16 protein-coding genes are annotated in these 17798 nt (G+C 52.7%); 7 read left to right on the forward strand and 9 right to left on the reverse strand.

Annotated features, from left to right (window positions below):
* The first annotated feature begins 69 nt into the window (after nt 1-69).
* Nucleotides 70-1251, forward strand: coding sequence for a pyruvate kinase (locus tag C5Y83_RS00995; protein WP_105327772.1), 1182 nt, complete (start codon nt 70-72; stop codon nt 1249-1251).
* A gap of 130 nt (nt 1252-1381) precedes the next feature.
* On the opposite strand, the gene pstB is transcribed toward C5Y83_RS00995, so the two are convergent.
* The 4 genes from pstB to pstS form a co-directional block, all read right to left on the reverse strand.
* On the reverse strand, nt 1382-2176 hold the full coding sequence (gene pstB / locus C5Y83_RS01000; protein ID WP_105327773.1) for a phosphate ABC transporter ATP-binding protein PstB: 795 nt from the start codon (nt 2174-2176) through the stop codon (nt 1382-1384).
* Between the two features lie 27 nt (nt 2177-2203).
* Nucleotides 2204-3124, reverse strand: a complete 921-nt coding sequence (gene pstA / locus C5Y83_RS01005) for a phosphate ABC transporter permease PstA (protein ID WP_105327774.1) — start codon at nt 3122-3124, stop codon at nt 2204-2206.
* Nucleotides 3124-4155, reverse strand: coding sequence for a phosphate ABC transporter permease subunit PstC (gene pstC, locus C5Y83_RS01010; protein ID WP_105327775.1), 1032 nt, complete (start codon nt 4153-4155; stop codon nt 3124-3126). Before pstC ends, pstA begins: the two co-directional genes overlap by 1 nt.
* Nucleotides 4156-4227: 72 nt before the next feature.
* Nucleotides 4228-5271: a phosphate ABC transporter substrate-binding protein PstS gene (gene pstS / locus C5Y83_RS01015; protein WP_105327776.1), complete on the reverse strand. Its 1044-nt coding sequence runs from the start codon at nt 5269-5271 to the stop codon at nt 4228-4230.
* 500 nt (nt 5272-5771) lie between these two features.
* Between pstS and C5Y83_RS01020 the strand changes: the two genes are divergently transcribed.
* The 3 genes from C5Y83_RS01020 to C5Y83_RS01035 all read left to right on the forward strand — a co-directional run bounded on the left by C5Y83_RS01020 (nt 5772) and on the right by C5Y83_RS01035 (nt 8389).
* Entirely contained in the window at nt 5772-6896 is a 1125-nt protein-coding gene (locus C5Y83_RS01020; protein ID WP_105327777.1) for an NAD-dependent epimerase/dehydratase family protein, read from the forward strand.
* On the forward strand, nt 6896-7558 hold the full coding sequence (locus tag C5Y83_RS01025) for a vitamin K epoxide reductase family protein (protein ID WP_105327778.1): 663 nt from the start codon (nt 6896-6898) through the stop codon (nt 7556-7558). The genes C5Y83_RS01020 and C5Y83_RS01025 overlap by 1 nt, the downstream gene beginning before the upstream one ends.
* A gap of 381 nt (nt 7559-7939) precedes the next feature.
* Nucleotides 7940-8389: a hypothetical protein gene (locus C5Y83_RS01035; RefSeq protein WP_105327780.1), complete on the forward strand. Its 450-nt coding sequence runs from the start codon at nt 7940-7942 to the stop codon at nt 8387-8389.
* 86 nt (nt 8390-8475) lie between these two features.
* Here C5Y83_RS01035 and C5Y83_RS01040 read toward each other — a convergent pair whose 3' ends face one another.
* The gene (locus tag C5Y83_RS01040) at nt 8476-8685 is read right to left on the reverse strand and encodes a hypothetical protein (RefSeq protein WP_105327781.1); all 210 of its coding nucleotides are present in this window, start codon (nt 8683-8685) and stop codon (nt 8476-8478) included.
* 239 nt (nt 8686-8924) lie between these two features.
* Here C5Y83_RS01040 and C5Y83_RS01045 point away from each other — a divergent pair, with 239 nt between their 5' ends.
* Nucleotides 8925-9437, forward strand: coding sequence for a general stress protein (locus C5Y83_RS01045; protein ID WP_105327782.1), 513 nt, complete (start codon nt 8925-8927; stop codon nt 9435-9437).
* 101 nt (nt 9438-9538) lie between these two features.
* Here the strand turns inward: C5Y83_RS01045 and odhB are convergent, their stop codons facing one another.
* On the reverse strand, nt 9539-10768 hold the full coding sequence (gene odhB / locus C5Y83_RS01050) for a 2-oxoglutarate dehydrogenase complex dihydrolipoyllysine-residue succinyltransferase (protein WP_105327783.1): 1230 nt from the start codon (nt 10766-10768) through the stop codon (nt 9539-9541).
* An 18-nt stretch (nt 10769-10786) separates the two neighbouring features.
* Entirely contained in the window at nt 10787-13666 is a 2880-nt protein-coding gene (locus C5Y83_RS01055; RefSeq protein ID WP_233207013.1) for a 2-oxoglutarate dehydrogenase E1 component, read from the reverse strand.
* Nucleotides 13667-14561: 895 nt separating this feature from the next.
* Between C5Y83_RS01055 and C5Y83_RS01060 the strand changes: the two genes are divergently transcribed.
* Nucleotides 14562-15605, forward strand: coding sequence for a LacI family DNA-binding transcriptional regulator (locus C5Y83_RS01060; RefSeq protein WP_105327784.1), 1044 nt, complete (start codon nt 14562-14564; stop codon nt 15603-15605).
* A 39-nt stretch (nt 15606-15644) separates the two neighbouring features.
* On the opposite strand, the gene C5Y83_RS01065 is transcribed toward C5Y83_RS01060, so the two are convergent.
* Nucleotides 15645-16067 carry a GNAT family N-acetyltransferase gene (locus tag C5Y83_RS01065; RefSeq protein ID WP_105327785.1) on the reverse strand — a complete coding sequence of 141 codons (423 nt, stop codon included), beginning with the start codon at nt 16065-16067 and terminating at the stop codon, nt 15645-15647.
* A 140-nt stretch (nt 16068-16207) separates the two neighbouring features.
* Between C5Y83_RS01065 and C5Y83_RS01070 the strand changes: the two genes are divergently transcribed.
* Nucleotides 16208-16918 carry a class I SAM-dependent methyltransferase gene (locus tag C5Y83_RS01070; protein ID WP_105327786.1) on the forward strand — a complete coding sequence of 237 codons (711 nt, stop codon included), beginning with the start codon at nt 16208-16210 and terminating at the stop codon, nt 16916-16918.
* Nucleotides 16919-16988: 70 nt separating this feature from the next.
* Here the strand turns inward: C5Y83_RS01070 and C5Y83_RS01075 are convergent, their stop codons facing one another.
* Entirely contained in the window at nt 16989-17768 is a 780-nt protein-coding gene (locus tag C5Y83_RS01075; protein WP_158262179.1) for a sterol desaturase family protein, read from the reverse strand.
* Between the last annotated feature and the right edge of the window lie 30 nt (nt 17769-17798).

The raw sequence follows: 17798 nt of genomic DNA on the forward strand, positions 1-17798 counted from the left end.
GCCAATACGATACTCGCCGCCCCCCAACCATGTTACTATAGTGCTTTCACCAAGGAGGAAGAAAGTTTCGTGGTTGAACCATTCCGCACATCTGAATTTGCCGTCACCGGCATGCTGAAACGAACCAAAGTCGCTGCAACCATCGGTCCGAGTTGCTCTCGGACCGAGATGCTGGAGACGATCGTGCGCGCTGGTGCGGATGCGTGCCTGCTCGATTTTACCAGCGGTACGCCGGCCGATTGGCAAGCCGCGTACGAAGTGATTCGCGAAGTCGAAGGGATGGCGAAGCAGCCCGTCGCAATCCTGGCCAGGATTAACAGCGATGATGGACGCTTTTCTCTAGAGGACGCCGTAAAATCGGGCGTTCTCGATTGGATCGGGCAGCAGGAAATCGAGTACGTCACGACGTCCGCTTCTCAGGGATCACGCTCGATTCAGCAAGTGCGCGAAGCGCTTGATCGGGTTGGTAGTACGGCCGCAATCCTCGCGCGGCTGGATCATGGAAGTAACTATCGCGACATTGACAGTATCATCCAGGCCTCTGATGGCGTGATCGTCACATCGACTGGCTTAAACGAGCTTGAGAAGTGGTCGATTCCGGTCATGCAAAAGATGGTCGCACGTCAGTGCCAGATCGGTGCCAAGCCGTGTCTGGTGCAGCGGGGCGTCCTTTCCTCGATGCAGCACGCACTAGAGCCAACTGATGGAGAAGTGTTCGACATCGCGAACATCGTCTTCGACCATGCTGATGCCATTCTCCTAGGAGATGAAACGGCCACCGGCGATTATCCGACCGAGGCTGTCGAAGTGGTTTCCAAAACGGTGATCGCCACCGAAAGTCTGATGGAAATCACCGATCGTCCGATCAAAGTCGGCTTTGGACAGCCACCCAACACCGCCGCGCTGGCTTACTCGATTCGTCACATCCTGAAAATGCAGGAGATCGCCGCGGTTGGCGTTTACTCGCAAACCACGGCCACGGCAGGACTGATCGCTAAGAATTGGATTGACTGTCCGATTCTCGCGTTGTCCGACATTCCAAGTACGGTTCGCAAAATGGGAATCTATCACGGAGTTGTGTCCCGGCAGATGAAAGCTCCGACCAGCACGGCCGAGATGCTCTCGTCGACCACATCGATCGCCAAACAGATCGGCTTGGTTGCCCCTGGTGATCGGATGATTGTTGTATCCGAACTGCCGCTGCACACCGGCGAGAATGCCAACGCTTTCGTGATCGAAACGATTCGCTAGAGCGCCGATCACAACAGCAAAATGGAGAGTTGCTAGATCAGCTGCCGCGCATTGAAGATAGAGCGAAATCTATTTAATCGACACGGTCTACATAGGCGCCGCATCGATTCGATCTACGCCGAATGGCCGCTTAGCTGAATTCACCGCGAATGTATTGGCGAGTGTATTCCTGCTTCGGATCTTCAAAGAGCTCCTTGGTCTCATTATGTTCGACCAGGTATCCAGTACGGCCACCTTGTGTCGTATCGACATAGAGGAAGGCGGTCTTGTCGGCCACACGCTGAGCTTGCTGCATATTGTGTGTGACGATCGCGATCGTGTATTTCTGCTTGAGCTCTTTCATGAGCTCTTCGATCTTTCGCGTTGCGATCGGATCTAAGGCAGAACAAGGCTCGTCCATTAGCAGCACTTCGGGTTCAACAGCGATCGCCCGAGCAATACACAAACGTTGCTGCTGACCACCAGAGAGCGACAAACCGCTTTGCTTCAGCTTATCCTTAACTTCGTCCCACAATGCAGCTCCCCGTAGTGCACGCTCGACGACTTCGTCGTAGTTGCCACGGTAGCCGTTGATACGAAGGCCGTACGTGATGTTCTTATAGATGCTCATCGCGAACGGATTCGGTTGCTGGAACACCATGCCAATGTGACGGCGAACGGCAACTGGGTCGATCGTGGGGCTGTAGATGTTTTGCCCACGGAACTGAACATGACCTTCAAAGCGGAAACCGCGAATCAGGTCGTTCATGCGATTCAAACAGCGAAGGACGGTACTCTTTCCACAACCGGAAGGACCGATGAAAGCGGTAATCTCACCCTGTTGGATGGGAACGCGAGTATCTCGCACGGCTTTAAAATTGCCGTAGTAGAGCTCTTTCACATCGCAGTCGATAACGGTCTTACCGGCATCTTCGTTGGCGATCATGCGTAGCTAAAGCCTTATGCAATTCGTCTAACGTGTAGGCCCGCCTCGGGAGAGGCTTTTCCCAATCAAATTCGTCACTAGGACACCAAGTACTAGAACCAGAGAAGCGGACCACGCCATTTCTTTCTGGTTATCTACGAATGAGTTGGAAAAATTGTAAATCAACACGGCCATCGACGCGGTGGCGTCGTTTAGTTGCAATTCGTTACTGTCGTTTATCAACCAATAGTTGCTAAACAACGCGGTGAACAACAAAGGAGCCGTTTCTCCGGCAGCGCGAGCCACCGATAGCATAACTCCCGTTAGGATCCCGGGCAATGCAGTGGGCAGGGTTACGTACCACAAGGTTTGGGTCTGGGTAGCCCCCATTCCTATGGAAGCTTCTTTCATTCGCCGGGGTACCATCCTAATGGCCTCCTCGGCCGTCAGCATGACGACTGGAAGCATCAAAATCGACAGAGCTACCCCCCCAGCGTAAGCTGAGAAGCCGCCTGTAACGAGCACCACGGCCCCGTATGTAAAAACGCCTGCCAAAATTGAGGGAAATCCACTGAGGACTTTTGCACAAAACCGCACCACTTTGGCGGTCTTGCTATTCGGCCCAAGCTCGGAAAGGAAGATCGCGGCCATGATCCCAAAGGGAACACTGATCAGCCCGGCGATTCCAACCATAACAATGGTTCCGACTAAGGCATTACCGAATCCGCCCCCTTCCTCAAAGGCGGTTGGCGGAAGTGCGGTGAAATTCTCGAAAGTCAGCTTGGATGCTCCTCGGTAGAAGAGCATGAAAATCACCGAGAACAACGGCACTAAGGCCATGACCGTCATCAATGTGACGGTCATGCTGAGAAAGATGCTCAGCAATGCACGTGGTTTTCTCAGCGACCTTTCCAGTCGACTAATATCTACTTCGTTGAGCTGCGACGGATCTTTTGGGGAAGCCGCCATTAGTTGAGCCCTTTCACGCCAGCAGTCGCCCGCTGCAGAATCAAAGCACCGATGACGTTCACACCAAGTGTGATCGCCATGAGGACCATGCCGGCGTACATCAGCACGCCAACTTTCATTTCGTCGCTACCTGCTTCGGAAAAGTTGTTGGCCAACAGCGCCGCGAGCGTATTGGCGGGCGAAAACAGCGAGACCTTGATGGTGTTCACATTGCCAACCAGCATCGCGAGGGCCATCGTCTCGCCAAGGGCACGACCGAAGGCCAACACTATTCCACCGAAGATTCCGCCGGACGCGGTCGGTAAAATCACTGAGAGAATTGTTTCCCACCGTGTCGCACCGAGTCCATACGAGGCTTCCCGTAGTTTGGGCGGCACGGCAACTAAAGCGTCGCGACTGATCGCCGAGATGGTCGGGAGAATCATAATTGCGAGAACGAACGAGGCGGGCAGCATCCCAGGGCCTTGAAAACGTGTTCCAAAGAGCGGGAACCAACCCATATTTTCATAGAGCCAGTTGCAAGAATCTCGCATCATCGGGATGACGACGAAGATCCCCCACAGGCCATAGACCACACTGGGAATCGCGGCGAGTAATTCAACCAAGTTCTTGAGGGCCGTTTCCGAAGCACTGGGAAGCTTGCCCCAGAATGGGTGAAACTGGACCCCGAAAATCTTCAAGATGCTGAAAACGAAGTTGCCCAAGTATCCTTCACTTAGGAACACCGCGACGGACACGCCGAAAAGTGAGCCAATTAACAGGGCAATCGCTGAGCTGTAAAGCGTGCCCCAGATCTCCGGCAGAATGCCGTACTCTTTGGTGTTCGGGTCCCAGGTTTGCGTGGAAAGAAATCCTAACCCGTATTCCTGAATTGCAGGCCCTGCCTTCCAGGAAATCTCGAAGACGATATAGCACATCACCGCGATCGTCAGCCAGGCAAACCCTAAACAAGTATAGCGGAATGCCAAATCGGTATTAATCTCTAACGACGTGGGGGGTCGCGAGATCGGCGATTTCTTGTGTTGATCCATGATGTCGCGTCGAAGCACCCAAAAAGGGAACCAGGCTTGGTGATTGGTATCACCAAGCCTGGAATAGGCTGACTATTTACCAGCAGAGATGTTATCGAGCGCCGCGGAAACCTTGGCAACCACCGATTCTGGTAGTGGAATATAGCCAAGCGACTCGCTCGAGTTTTGTCCCTCGGTCAAGCAGTATTGAATCAGGTCCTTAAAGACCTTCACCTTTTCTTCACTGTCATACTTCTTGTAAGCGATGATCCAAGTATAGGTAACGATCGGATACGAATCCTTACCTTCCGGATCGGGCAGCCAGGCGATCAGGTTTTCTGGCATTTCCACGCCTGCCAAAGCAGCTTGAGCCGAAGCAATCGAAGGCTTAATGAACTCGCCCGACTTGTTTTCCAAGGAAACCATGGCCAACTTGGCTTTCATGGCGTAGCCGAATTCGACGTAGCCAATCGATCCTGGGTTCTGAGCAAGCGAGGTAGTAACTCCCTCATTACCTTTCGACTTAGTTCCGACAGGCCAGTTTGGGGCCTTGTTGGTACCAGGGCTTTCCGCGAATTCTGGGCTGATCGTGCTTAAGTGCTGCGTGAAAACGTAGGTGGTTCCGCTGGAATCGGATCGCACAACAACGTTGATCTCTTGATCAGGCAGCGAAACCCCTTCGTTGGTGGCGGCGATCTTCGGATCATTCCACTTCTTGATCTTGCCCAGGAAGATGTCGACGTAAGCTTCACGCGAAAGCTTCAGTTCGTCTACGCCGTCAAGGTTGTATGCCAAAACGATGGCCCCAGCGGTCATCGGCAGAAGCTGAACGCCTCGCTCGACCTTGGCCATTTCTTCCTCTTTCATGGCCGCGTCACTGGCGCCGAAGTCTACGGTACCGTCGATCACGGCAGTCACGCCCGAACCGCTACCAACCGACTGATAATCGATTTGCACGCCCTTGTGCGCCTTGGAATATTCTTTGAACCAAGAGGTGTAAAGCGGAGCGGGAAAACTAGCACCAGCACCTTGGAGTTCGATGCCAGGACTTCCACCGCCACTACCACAACCGATCGTCGCCGCCAGCACGGCCGCAAATGCGAAGTAGGTGCCCAGAATGGATGGAGTGTTCTTCATGCTCGTTGAGTTCCCCACAAAAGTATTGGAAGCAGGTGGTGTTTAGGTCGCATCGTCATTGACCGCTCAAGCTACTTGCCCCTCATCTGAGGAGGAAACTTGGTGAGCAACGACAACAGTCACTCGGGAAATCGGGGTTAATTGTGTGTTGATCCCCCAAAGTGGCAGCATGATGGCCGCTTAGTCACAAAATCTACGGGGAAGATGCTTCCATCACAACCCAATAGGACCCACGCGCATGGAATCTTAACAATTGTCTTTACAAACCATGCGACTTCCGATGCGGGGAGAGACGCGAAAAGTCTCGTGAAACTGTTTTTTTGCGGGTTTCGCGACCAGCGATGGTCTCGATAAGACGTCTTGTATGAGCGCTTCTCTTAACCAAACGACGAAGAAATCACCAAACTTCACTGAAAAGCCACCCGTATGGTTGGCATCTGAGTTGCACTTCTTGTGATGCGAAAACATTTCATCGCGAAATCACTAAGGAGCCCAACCCAATGAACACGTCGCCGTCACAAGACATCAACTCGCGAAGCTCGACGGACCGCCCTGTTGTGCTCGTCACAGGTAGTGGTGGCCTCATCGGGTCGCGAACAATTCCCAAACTTCGCGAGGAATTTACCGTTGTCGGAATGGACTTACACCCGCCAGGCCCCCAGGACACTCAAACCGATCACTGGATTCAAGTTGATTTAACCGACGAACAAAGTGTGGTTGATGCAGTTGCGGAGCTGCGACAGGAATTTGGTGATCATCTCGCCAGCGTCTTGCATTTAGCTGCTTACTACGACTTCTCTGGCGAGCAGAGTCCGCTTTACGAGGAACTGACGGTTCAGGGAACGCGTCGTTTGATCGAGCACCTTCAGCCGCTGCAAGTCGATCAGTTTATCTTCTCCAGCAGCCTATTAGTGATGGAATCTATCGAGGTAGGAAAGCGACTAACATCAAAGTCTCCCACCAATGCGGAATGGGCTTACCCGCAATCGAAGCTCGAGACGGAAACCTTACTGCGTGAGATGCATGACGACATCCCTGTGCTGATCTTACGCATCGCCGGTGTTTACGACGAGCAGTGCCATTCGTTGCCTGTCTCGCACCAGATTCAACGAATCTACGAGAAACAATTGGAAAGCTACTTTTTCCCCGGCAACGAAGAGTGTGGCCAATCGTTTGTTCATCTTGAAGATTTGGCCGATTGCATTCTGGCTGCAATCCATCGTCGTCGCGAGCTGCCATCGTTCGAAACGCTACTTATCGGAGAAGAGGATGTACTAAGCTACGAACAGCTTCAAGATGAAATCGGTCAAAACCTTCACGGTCGAGACTGGCCGACGATCCGTATCCCGGCGTGCGTCGCGAAAGCGGGGGCTTGGGCAAAGGACAAAATGGCATCCTCTGAAGAGGATCGGCCGTTCATTAAGCCTTGGATGGTCGACTTAGCGGATCAAAACTATCCGGTCGATTTAAGCGAGGCGAGAGCAGCACTGGGTTGGTCGCCGAAGCATACGTTGCGCCAGACATTGCGAACCATCCTCGACAATCTGAAAAACAATCCTCAGCATTTCTACGAAACGAATAAGCTCGGAGCGTTGGAGGAAGATAAGTCGGGAGCCTCCTCATAATGCACCAGTCTTCCGACAAATCGATAATCCAGAAAGCAGAACAAAGCCGGGCTGTTGCGCCTTGGAACTACAATCCATCTGCTTGGTCGCAGCGGGTACCGGTGTGCATCCTGGCGTTTTTCGCGACGCTGGTCGCATCGCACCTAGCAGCATTCCAATGGGGGCTAATCGACTACGTCTGGGATCCGGTGTTCGGCGGTCAAAGCGCTAAAGTAATCGGATCGGACATTGCCAAGAAGATGGATGCCTGGATTGGCGTTCCCGATGCAGCGTTAGGTGCGATCGCCTACTTAGGCGATGCGATCTTTGGACTGGCAGGCTCAACTCGACGTTGGCAAGATCGACCATGGATTGTGATTCTCTTTGGAATCGATGTCATTCCACTTGGTATTGTCAGTGTCATTCTCGTGCTGATTCAGACGTTTGTCTTGGGAGAATGGTGTTTTCTCTGTTTGATCACCGCGACTATTTCCATCGCCTTGATTTACTTGGCTTACGACGAAGTTTACTCGTCGCTTCTATACCTCTGGAAGGTGTGGAGAGCGTCAGGTAGCAAACGCGAAGTCTGGATCACGCTATGTGGATTCCCCACTGAATCGGCAATTCGCGTTGGTCGAGAGATGTTAGAACCGAAATCCCCCACCTCCAGTGAAGGAACTTAATGTATGTGGGCCCGAGTTGCTGAATTCATGCTTGGTTGCTGGATGCTGTGTAGCCCCTTCATTTTTAGAGGTGTGCATCGCGCAGACGCTCCTACATTGTGGGACTTCTCAGCCGGCTTGTTGATAATTACGTTCGCGTTGCTTTCATTCTGGGAGCGAACACGTTTTGCCCATATTGGTACATTACTGCTCTCCATTGTCATGGTCCTGGGGCCGCGCATCGCTCTCGCCCCGCATGTTCCTCCTGCGGGAGAAAACTTCATGATGGTAGGACTTTTGCTGTTAATGTTTGCAATGGTTCCTAGTCAAGCATCCCAACCACCGAGAGCCTGGAGAACCGCTTTACACAAACGAGAACATACTTAAGAGAAGGAGCACATCATGGCTTATGAACAAGTAAAGAACATCGTCCATGATCTGGCCCGGAAACATTTGGCAGCAAGCGACGCCTGTCGCGGTGAGCACGGAATCACCAATGCCAATGCACGAACGAAGTTGTTACTGGAACACTTGGAGGCGTTTGAGGTTGAAGTTTACGCTCGATTGGAAATCGACAACGAGGCTACGCCGAACGAAATACTGGAAACATGGATTCAGTACGTTCCTATGGAATCGGTTGACGACTCGCTAAAACGTCTCGAGTACGCCGAAGGAGCCGACAAGCCACAGCGACTGCTCGACTTCCACCAGTCGGTAACTGACTTATTGAAAACGATCTCGGACCAGGTTGAGAGTGAGAAGGTCAGCGAATTTTTCGAGAGTTTAACTGAGATCGAAGAGACTTTTTCGCGTCAGTGTGCGGTGGCTCAGACTGGCGAAGCTGATATCTAGATCCTGTCACGCAACATGATTTCTTCGTCTGCAAAAAAAGAGCCGCTCAAATGGCGGCTCTGTCGTTGCTCGTTCCTGCAGGTTGACTAGCCAGCTTGCTTCCCAAAGACACCACTTAGATCGACGGTGCTTAAGAGCAGACTAACCTGCTTCATGTCGGCAAGCGTCTTACGACATTCTCGTTCGCTCGATGACCAACCGCGACGAATTGCACGGCAGGCATCCGCAATTTCCTTGTGGGAGACTGCTGCTTCTCGAATTTGAACTGGGGCTTCAGGACATGCGATCGAGCTCATGGTAACTCCATTTATATCTCGGAGGTCGGGTGTTGTTTCAGTGTTTGGTAGGGATCGCAATTGGCGTACCAATCCTGAGAAATCGCCGATTTCCATCTCGGTTTGGAAGGACGTTCTATCCTGCCTCGGAGGTCATCCATGATCTAAGGCACATCGCTTGCAGCGTTTACGAAAACCCGACAACTTCTTGTCGCGAGGTCCGCAACTTCGATAGAATGAGAGCAAAAAGGAGCAAAGCAATGTCTCGTCAGTGTGTAGTGGCCGTTTACGAATCACTTGAAGCAGCTCAGAAAGCGGTGCACGCCCTCGACGAGAGCAAATTCCCGTCGGAGAAGGTTTCGCTGGTGGCAAATAGTATCCATCAAGATCTTCAGTCGACCACACCCATCCAATATGGGGACGAAGCAACCCATGATGCCGCGTTCGGAGCTGGCGTGGGTGGATTGCTGGCATTCTTCATGGCAGCACCTTTACTCACAATCCCCGGCATCGGGCTCATGCTAATCGCTGGGCCAATTTCAGCAGGGCTTGCCGGAGCTATCGTCGGAGGCTTTCTCGGAGCCCTTAATGGGTGGGGTGTCCACGAAGATCACATTACGGATTACGAAGAGGAAGTTCGTAAAGGTGCGTGTCTGGTCGTCGCTAATGGTGATCCGTACGAGATTGACTACGCGAAACAGATTCTCGGCAAGACCGAAGCGAAGAAGGTATCGATGTACGCTCATGAGAGCGCTGACGAGATTAACCCATAGCGGAGAGGGCCCCCCCCCTATTTTGTAAGACGCTACCAAACGAAAAGAGCCAAGCCCGTAACCGGCTTGGCTCTTTTCATCTAGTTTCAATTGCAAGAAGCTTAGGCTTCGATCAACATTCGCGAAGGTTCTTCGATGGCTTCCTTCACGCGTCGCAGGAACGTGACTGCTTCGCGACCATCGACAATCCGATGATCGTACGTCAGTGCGAGGTACATCATCGGGCGAATCACAACCTGACCATTCAGAGCGATCGGTCGTTCTTCAATCGCGTGCATACCCAACACGCCGCTTTGTGGCGGGTTGACGATTGGCGTCGAGAGCATCGAACCGTAAACACCACCGTTGCTGATGGTGAATGTACCGCCGGATAGCTCTTCCGGCTTCAGCTGGTTGCTCTTAGCACGTCCAGCAAACTCTTGGATGGCCTGTTCGATTTCCGCAAAGCTCATTCGCTCGGCAAACTTCAGAACTGGAACGACCAAGCCCTTACCGGACCCGACGGCAATGCCGATATGGAAATAGTTGCGGTAAACGATGTTCGTCTCGTCGCGAATTTCGGCGTTCAATTCCGGGTGAGCCTTCAACGCGTCGATCAACGCCTTCGTGAAGAAGGACATGAAACCGAGCTTTACACCGTAACGCTTCTGGAACGATTCACCGTGACGCTTACGCAGGTCCATGACATAGGACATGTCGACCTGGTTGAACGTCGTCAGCAGTGCCGCTTTCTGCTGCGCTTGAACTAAACGCTGAGCGATACGACGACGAATCAGGCTCATTGGAATGACTTCTTCCAATTCCGATTCGTTCTTGCTGGATGCTCCGGCACCCGTCTTTCGATTCGAGATCGATTCGACGTACTTTTCCACGTCTTCACGGCGAACCGTTTTGCCGGTGGGCGAAACGTCAGAAGCATTCAAACCATGCTTCAACAATTCGCGTCGACCCGATGGGGTCGCTTGGACGTCGTTGCCGCTTGCGGAGGAAGCGCTGCCATCGCTTTTGGCTTCCGACGTGGCTGCGGCTGGTTTCGGCTCTTCGGCCTTCTTCGCGGCCTTGGTGCTCTTCGATGCGGCTTTAGGCTTGCCACCACCTTCTTCAAACAAGGCGATCACTTCACCCACGCCGACGATTTCGCCTTCTTGCTTCAGGATCTTCTGCAAGGTGCAATTCGCTGGTGCGGCCAGGTCCATTGAGGCCTTGTCGGTCTCTAGTTCAACCACGTCCTCGTCTTCTTGGACGTTGTCTCCTTCGCTTTTGAGCCATTTCAGGATCTGAACTTCCTGGATCGACTCGCCAGACTCGGGGACTTTCAATTCGATGGTCATCTTCCGCAGCTATCCTTTCTAGGTGTTGAAGGCTCGTTCGAGAAGTTGTTGCTGCTCGAACTCATGAGCCGCTTTGGATCCGGTTGCCGGGCTGGAAGATGTCTCCCGAGCGATAACAGAAAGCGGGAATCGCTCGAACATTCGATGCCCGTATCGTAATTTCCAGTAGGGCCAAACACCCATATTGTCGGGTTCTTCTTGGACCCAGTACAAGGGGACCCCGTCCTGATACTGATCCAGAACAGCTTGCACCGTGTGGTTCTTCAATGGGTAAGGCTGCTCAACCCGAATAATCGCTACATCGTGTCGCTGATGCTCATCACGGTAGTGGGCTAAGTCATAGTAAACCTTGCCGCTGCACATGATCACCCGCGAGGTATGTTCGGGGTTCTCGCGATTATCTTTGATAATGCGTTCAAACTTGTTGTTCGCAAGTTCTTCCAAACTGGAGACTGCTGCCGGGTGGCGGAGCAGGCTCTTTGGAGTGAACAGAATCAGCGGCTTCTTCCACGTGCGCTTCATTTGACGACGCAGAATATGGAAGTACTGGGCTGGTGTGGTCGGAATAGCAACTTGAATGTTGTCTTCCGCAGCCAACCAAAGGAACCGTTCCAAGCGTGCACTCGAGTGCTCTGGCCCCTGCCCTTCATAACCGTGTGGCAGCATCAACACTAACCCGCTCAAGCGGCGCCACTTGTCTTCGGCGCTGGCCATGAACTGGTCGATGATCACCTGGGCGGCATTACTAAAGTCACCAAACTGTGCTTCCCATGCGACTAACGCATTGGGATAGTCGAGGCTATAACCGTAATCAAAACCCAGCACGCCAGCTTCACTTAGCGGGCTGTTGACGATCTCGACTGGGGCTTGTTTCTGCGACAGGTTGGTAAAGATGTTGTGCTCGTGACCGTCGTTGATGTCGTGCAGCACCGAGTGACGCTGGTTGAACGTACCACGCTGGCTATCCTGGCCCGAGAGACGAATACGGTGCCCTTCCATCGATAGGGTAGCGAAGGCCAAGGCTTCGGCAGCCGCCCAATCGAGCGAACGCTGACCATCGGCCATCTCGCGACGCTGGTCCGCAATACGGGTCAACTTCCGATTGCGATGGAAGTCATCCGGTACGGTCGCCAGTTGACGCAATATCTCGGCAGATCGATCGGTCGGGATACGAGTTTCAGGACATTCGTCGGCCGGATCGTGCTCTGGATCTTCGTTAGTCGGTTCCAGACCACCCGCAAATTCTTCCCAAACACCTTCGGGTCGACGCAGCGAACGTTCCTTCATCTCTTGGGCGATATCATATTCCTTTTTCAGGAATTCCTGATACTCGTCCGACATCGCGTTCGCTTCTTCACTGGTGATCCGGCCTTGTTCGACAAGTCGGTTCAAATAGCTGTCGCGAATCGGCGTCTGTTTGTCGATCGCTTTGTACATCATGGGCTGAGTGAAGCTAGGTTCGTCTGCTTCGTTGTGCCCCAGACGTCGGTAACAGACCAAATCGATGATCACATCTCGTTGGAACTTCTCACGGAAGTCCATTGCCATCGAAACGACATCCGCCACAGCTTCCGGATCGTCACCGTTGACGTGGAAGATCGGAATCTGCAGCATTCGTGCGATGTCGGTGCAGTAGCGAGTACTTCGCGAATCGTCGTAAGAGGTCGTGAAGCCGATCTGGTTGTTCACGATGATGTGAACCGTACCACCAACCTTGTATCCATCCAGCTGGCTGAGATTCAGCGTTTCCTGGACAACTCCTTCGCCAATAAATGCGGCGTCGCCATGGATTAGCACGGCCATGCCACGACGACGTTGCATGTCACCCGTGCGATCTTGCTTTGCTCGCAATCGCCCGAGTGCAACCGGGTTGATGAACTCTAAGTGGCTCGGGTTAAAGCAGAGCGAGAGGTGAACCTCGTTGCCCGACTTGGTCATCTTGTCGACGCTGTTACCCAAGTGATACTTAACGTCACCTCCACCAATAAACTGGTGGAAGTCAACGTCGTTGAACTGAGCGAACAATTCGCGGGCGGGCTGGCCGATGATATTGGTCAGCACGTTCAAACGACCACGGTGAGGCATGCCTAGCACGACTTCCCGCACGTGGTTGCTGGCTGCTCGATCGATCAGCAGATCGAGCATGGCGATCAGCATTTCTGAGCCGAATAAGGAGAACGTCTTCGCTCCGACGTACTTTTTGCGGACGAATTCCTCGAAGACGGTTGCCTCGGTCAGTCGCTGTAGAATCTGCTTCTGAACTGCGTTAGGAAGTTCTTTAATATGCGACTGGTGTTCGATTCGATCGATAATCCACTGCTGAACATCGGTTTCTTCGATGTGCGTGAACTGATAACCGATATGTTTGCAGTACAGATCATCGAGTCGTTTGACCAGATCTTCCAGGGCGATCTGCTCGATCTTGTCGCCGCTGCTGTAGTAGACCCGTTGATCCAGGTCAGAGCGAGATAGGCCGAACGACTCCAGCGACAGATTGGTCGCCTTTTTATTCTTGATGTTTAGTGGGTCAAGCTTCGCGTTAAAGTGACCGCGTGAGCGATAGCCGTTGACCAACTGGTCGGAACCGTACTGCACCTTCTGCAGCCTAACGTTTCCGGTCGCTCCGCCGGCGATCGCGGCTGGCCCGGCGGCAGTGCCAGTCTCGCCGAAAATACTGCGAGGCTGGAAAGAGGGGCGACGCGAACCGAGATCTGCAGCCGAAACTCCGTTCTCTTCTGCTTCACGGTCGAAAAACGCTCGCCAGTTTTCGGGCACCGCGTCCCGGTCATCCAGATACTTCTGCAGCAACCGCTCAACGTACGAGGCATTGTAACATGCCAGGTCGATTTCTTCCGCCTCGGCGGTTGGCGCGGACCTTGGTGTACTTTCTGAGATCATTTTCTAGCTGATGCCTCTATAGCTAATAGCTTAAGCGATTTTCCCAGGGGGAGTAGGGATGGAAGGGAGGTTGGCAATCCGGGCGGAAAACAGATATCCGAGAATGAAGGAAAGGGTCGCGATGTGCCGACAACCGGCCTGTTCCTGCCGTAATGTGGGACGTGCGTCAAACCTGCTCGGAAGGAGCTGTGAGGTCCTGCCAGAAACTGCCATGGAGGGATTCATCTTTGGGTACCCCGCATCCTTACTCGGGGAGCCTGACCGCTAATTGATGAAAACGTGGGACCTACTTAAGTTTCGAGATTGCAGAAACCATCAATTAAGAATTCTTCCGCAATAAAAACGCATTAGCGTACAACGTGACAACCTAACCGTCTATTTCAAATCTGCCGCTTGGACCGATTTTGCTCAAAAAGCTAACTGGGAGGACAAAAACTGATCTAATGCCCTCGGTTGGGTAATCACCTTCTCTGGGAAGCAGGACTGCTTGTTTTCGGTAGGACCACAAAACGCGTTAATGGCCCTTATCCTAGTGGGCAATTCTAGCCTGGCATTGCCAGAGTCAATCGTTTGCATCTTCGAACCGGAAAGCGTCACGCTTCCTGGTCGGTTTGACAGCCAAGACGAGATAAACTGTCGACGGTCAATACCATGATTCGACCGCAATTCAAAAGAATTTCAAGACCGGTAAGTGATGCCCACTTTCGGATCTTTCCGCCGATGCGTTCTGACTTTCGAGAAACCCAGCGAACTGCCGGGTAGTGAACGCAATTATTTTGTATTATTTCCTTGTCGAATAAATCGAATCAGGATAAAAATAAGCAATATCGCGGGATAGTCGCGGCTCTTATCAAATTTCTTATTTCCTCGCTCAGTATACCAAGCAAAAATCCTCATGGCAAAAAAATCGGGGCGAACGGCGGTTCGCATGAAAGACGTCGCCGATGTGGCGGGCGTTTCGCGGATGGCGGCGTCTGCCGTGCTGATGGGTACGGGTAACGGACGTATTCGAGTTTCCGAGGAAACGGCTGAGGCCATACGTAAGGCCGCCGCCGATCTCGGCTATCGCCCGAACATCGCAGCTCAACAGTTAGCCGGTAAGCGCAGCAATGTGGTCGCTCTGGTTGTCCGCGATACGCGGAACTTCCTCACGCAAAAGGTTTCCGCCGAACTGCAACGAGAAGCGGAAGAGCTCGGACTTCGTCTTTTGTCGGTCGGATCGTATCCGAAGCTCGACGGTTTCAACCGTGCTCTACAAGATCTCGATGCGGGCTGGGTCGACGGAGTGATCTATCTGGCCTACGAAAACGAGGAGCAATGGAGCGAGGTTGGGCGACAGTTTCAATCGCGACAGCGTGTTTTAACGGTGCTCGACGATCCCTGTATCGAGGGGATCGGGCACGTCAGCAGCGATGTCCGAACCGGCGCTGCTGAAACGATTGAGCACTTAATCTCGACTGGGCGAAAGCGAATCTGCCTGATTACGGAACAACGCGATACCATCGCTATCAATCAGCGAATCGAAGTCTATCGCGAAGAGTTGGCCAAGCATGGCATTGACTTTGGCGACGACAAAATCGTGGTCGACACCAAGGGCTGGCTCGTGAACGACCCGACGACTTTCCCTAAGTTTGACAAGATTTGTCGACACTTCCTCGACGACCACCAGGCCGACGCGATCATCTGTGACAGCGATTTCAATTCGGTCGCCATCTGCCGTTCCCTACGCCGTCTGAACGTAACGATCCCAGATGATGTCGCCGTGATCGGGTGGGGAGACTTACAATTTTCGTCTCTGCTCGACCCGCCGCTGACCACCGTCGAACACGACTTGCCCGGCATTCTGAAGGCAGCCATCAGCGCCATTCAATCGGATACGCCTGAGGAAACGACGGAAATTCTGGTTCCGACGCGGTTACGGATTCGCAATACTTCCTAATCGTTATTTCTTTTGCGAATTGGACACTTAGTTGCTGCTCTATCCCTTCTCAAGCAGAAAATATGGGCCGTCCTCTCCAGTGCTGGTTTCAATGAGTTTCCAGCCTTTTGTTCGGTAGAAACCGATCGCTCGCGTATTGGCCGTGACACACTTCAATTGCCATGGCCGCGGCAGCCAACCTTCCAGTGAGTCAAGTAATTGCGTCCCTACCCCCTTTCCTTGGTGGGACGAGGCAACATAGAGGTTGTGCACAAACCTATTCGCCTCCCACACGCTCATCAGTCCGATGATCTCTCCGCTTGACGACTGGGCCACGAAAACCTTCTCGCCTTGCGTGCTGGCGGCAAAGTTGGGGTCTTTCTTCGCCGGTTCCGACAACCAATCCGATTCATAGACGAACTGTTGAAACAACTGCTGGAGAGTCGTCGCATCCGAATTGTGAGCGAGACGGATTTGTATCATGTCTTACGGAAACGATTGAACGCCTAAAGGTTCACTAGGGGCAATCGGTCACGATCGATTGACTCGCCGTTTTCCTAACCTTATCGTTGACTTTGTCTTCACGGCGAAATTCCTACCCACCTCCTGCCAGGACCTTTACCATGCGAATTGCCACTTGGGCGATTTTAACGGCCTCCCTCCTTTCTGCACCACTTTTTGCACAAGATTCCCCGTCCACTCAATCACAGCAAAGCGTCAAGCCCGGTATCAACGACAACTTTCTTGATCCCGATCTAAAAGTGGAAGAATGGGTCAAGCGATTCGAGGTTGAAAGCCGCGAGATCTTCCATGCGCGAGATGAAATCGTTCAACAGCTAAAACTGAAATCAGGCGACCGGATCGCCGACATTGGAACCGGAACCGGACTATTCGTCGAACCGTTCGCGAAGGCAGTCGGAAAGAACGGGTGGGTCTATGCCGTCGACATTGCGCCTAAGTTCGTCGAACGTGTAGGCAAGCTGGCCGAGGAATATCAGCTAGACAACGTCACGCCCGTCGTCTGTGGCGAGGATGACGTCAGATTGGCACCTCGATCGATCGATGTCGCATTCATCTGCGACGTCTATCACCACTTCGAGTATCCCCAATCGTCGCTCGAGTCGATTCATAAGGCTTTGGTTCCGGGTGGCCAGCTCGTGGTAATCGATTTCAATCGCATCCCAGGCGAGTCACGTGATTGGACGCTAAGTCACGTCCGAGCCGGGAAAGAAGGATTTCGAAAGGAGATCGAAGCGGCCGGCTTCGAGTTCGTTGAAGAAGTGAAGATCGAAGCGTTTAAGGAAAACTATTTCCTGCGATTTACGCGGAAGTAAAGTCGCGTTCTGCTTCAACGTGCTGGGAACCGTTTGAATCGGTTCCCAGCGGAATCCTGCTAATGTCTCATCATGCAGGTTCTTTTGCCGCTTCTGGCATCGTCTTGTCCTCGCGCGACGTTACCCGCTCAAACTCTGCTTGATAGTCAGGGTGGTTCGTCTTGAACAGCAGATCCCAGTAGTTGAAGTACAACCCAAAGTTGTAGTTCACGCAGCGATGATGCATGTTGTGATGCACGCCGGTATTGTGCCAATAAAGCGGCCAGTATCGCAGGAAGTTCTTGGGGAACAACTCGAATCCCAGATGGCCGAAGACATTCATACCGGTCATGTAAAGCATCCAAATGACGACGGTAAAGGGATGCAACGGCATGAAGAGGGCGACGATTGGTAAGATAATCGCCTGAACGAACGCCTCAACTGGGTGAAAGGCAAACGCGGCCCATGGAGTCGGATTGTGGCTTTGATGATGGATTCGATGCACTTTGGCATACAGATACTTTGTATGCAGCAGCCGATGCGTCCAATAAAACCAAGCATCGTGAATCAAGATCATCGCCAAAACCGTAAACCAGAAATATGGCTGTGATGTGGGAATACCGTCGTAATAGAAATGTAAGACGCCGGCCAACTTCCCGAGGTAAACCACCACGCCAATCATCGCGAAGATCGCCAACGACGAAAGACTATACAGCACCTCGCGTCGAATATCGGACCAGCTGGCAAGTGAGTTCTGAATTTGTGCGAACCATCCTGTTCTTCGTAGAACGACATAGAACGCGAAAAAGGCTCCGCCGGCGAAGACGACGTAACGAATCAAATTCGTCGCATAGACCGCTCCGAAAATCATCGGGCCCCTTTTTACAACCGGCAGTTGTAG

This window comes from Blastopirellula marina, from assembly GCF_002967765.1.
In the GTDB taxonomy this organism is placed as follows: Bacteria; Planctomycetota; Planctomycetia; order Pirellulales; family Pirellulaceae; genus Bremerella; species Bremerella marina_A.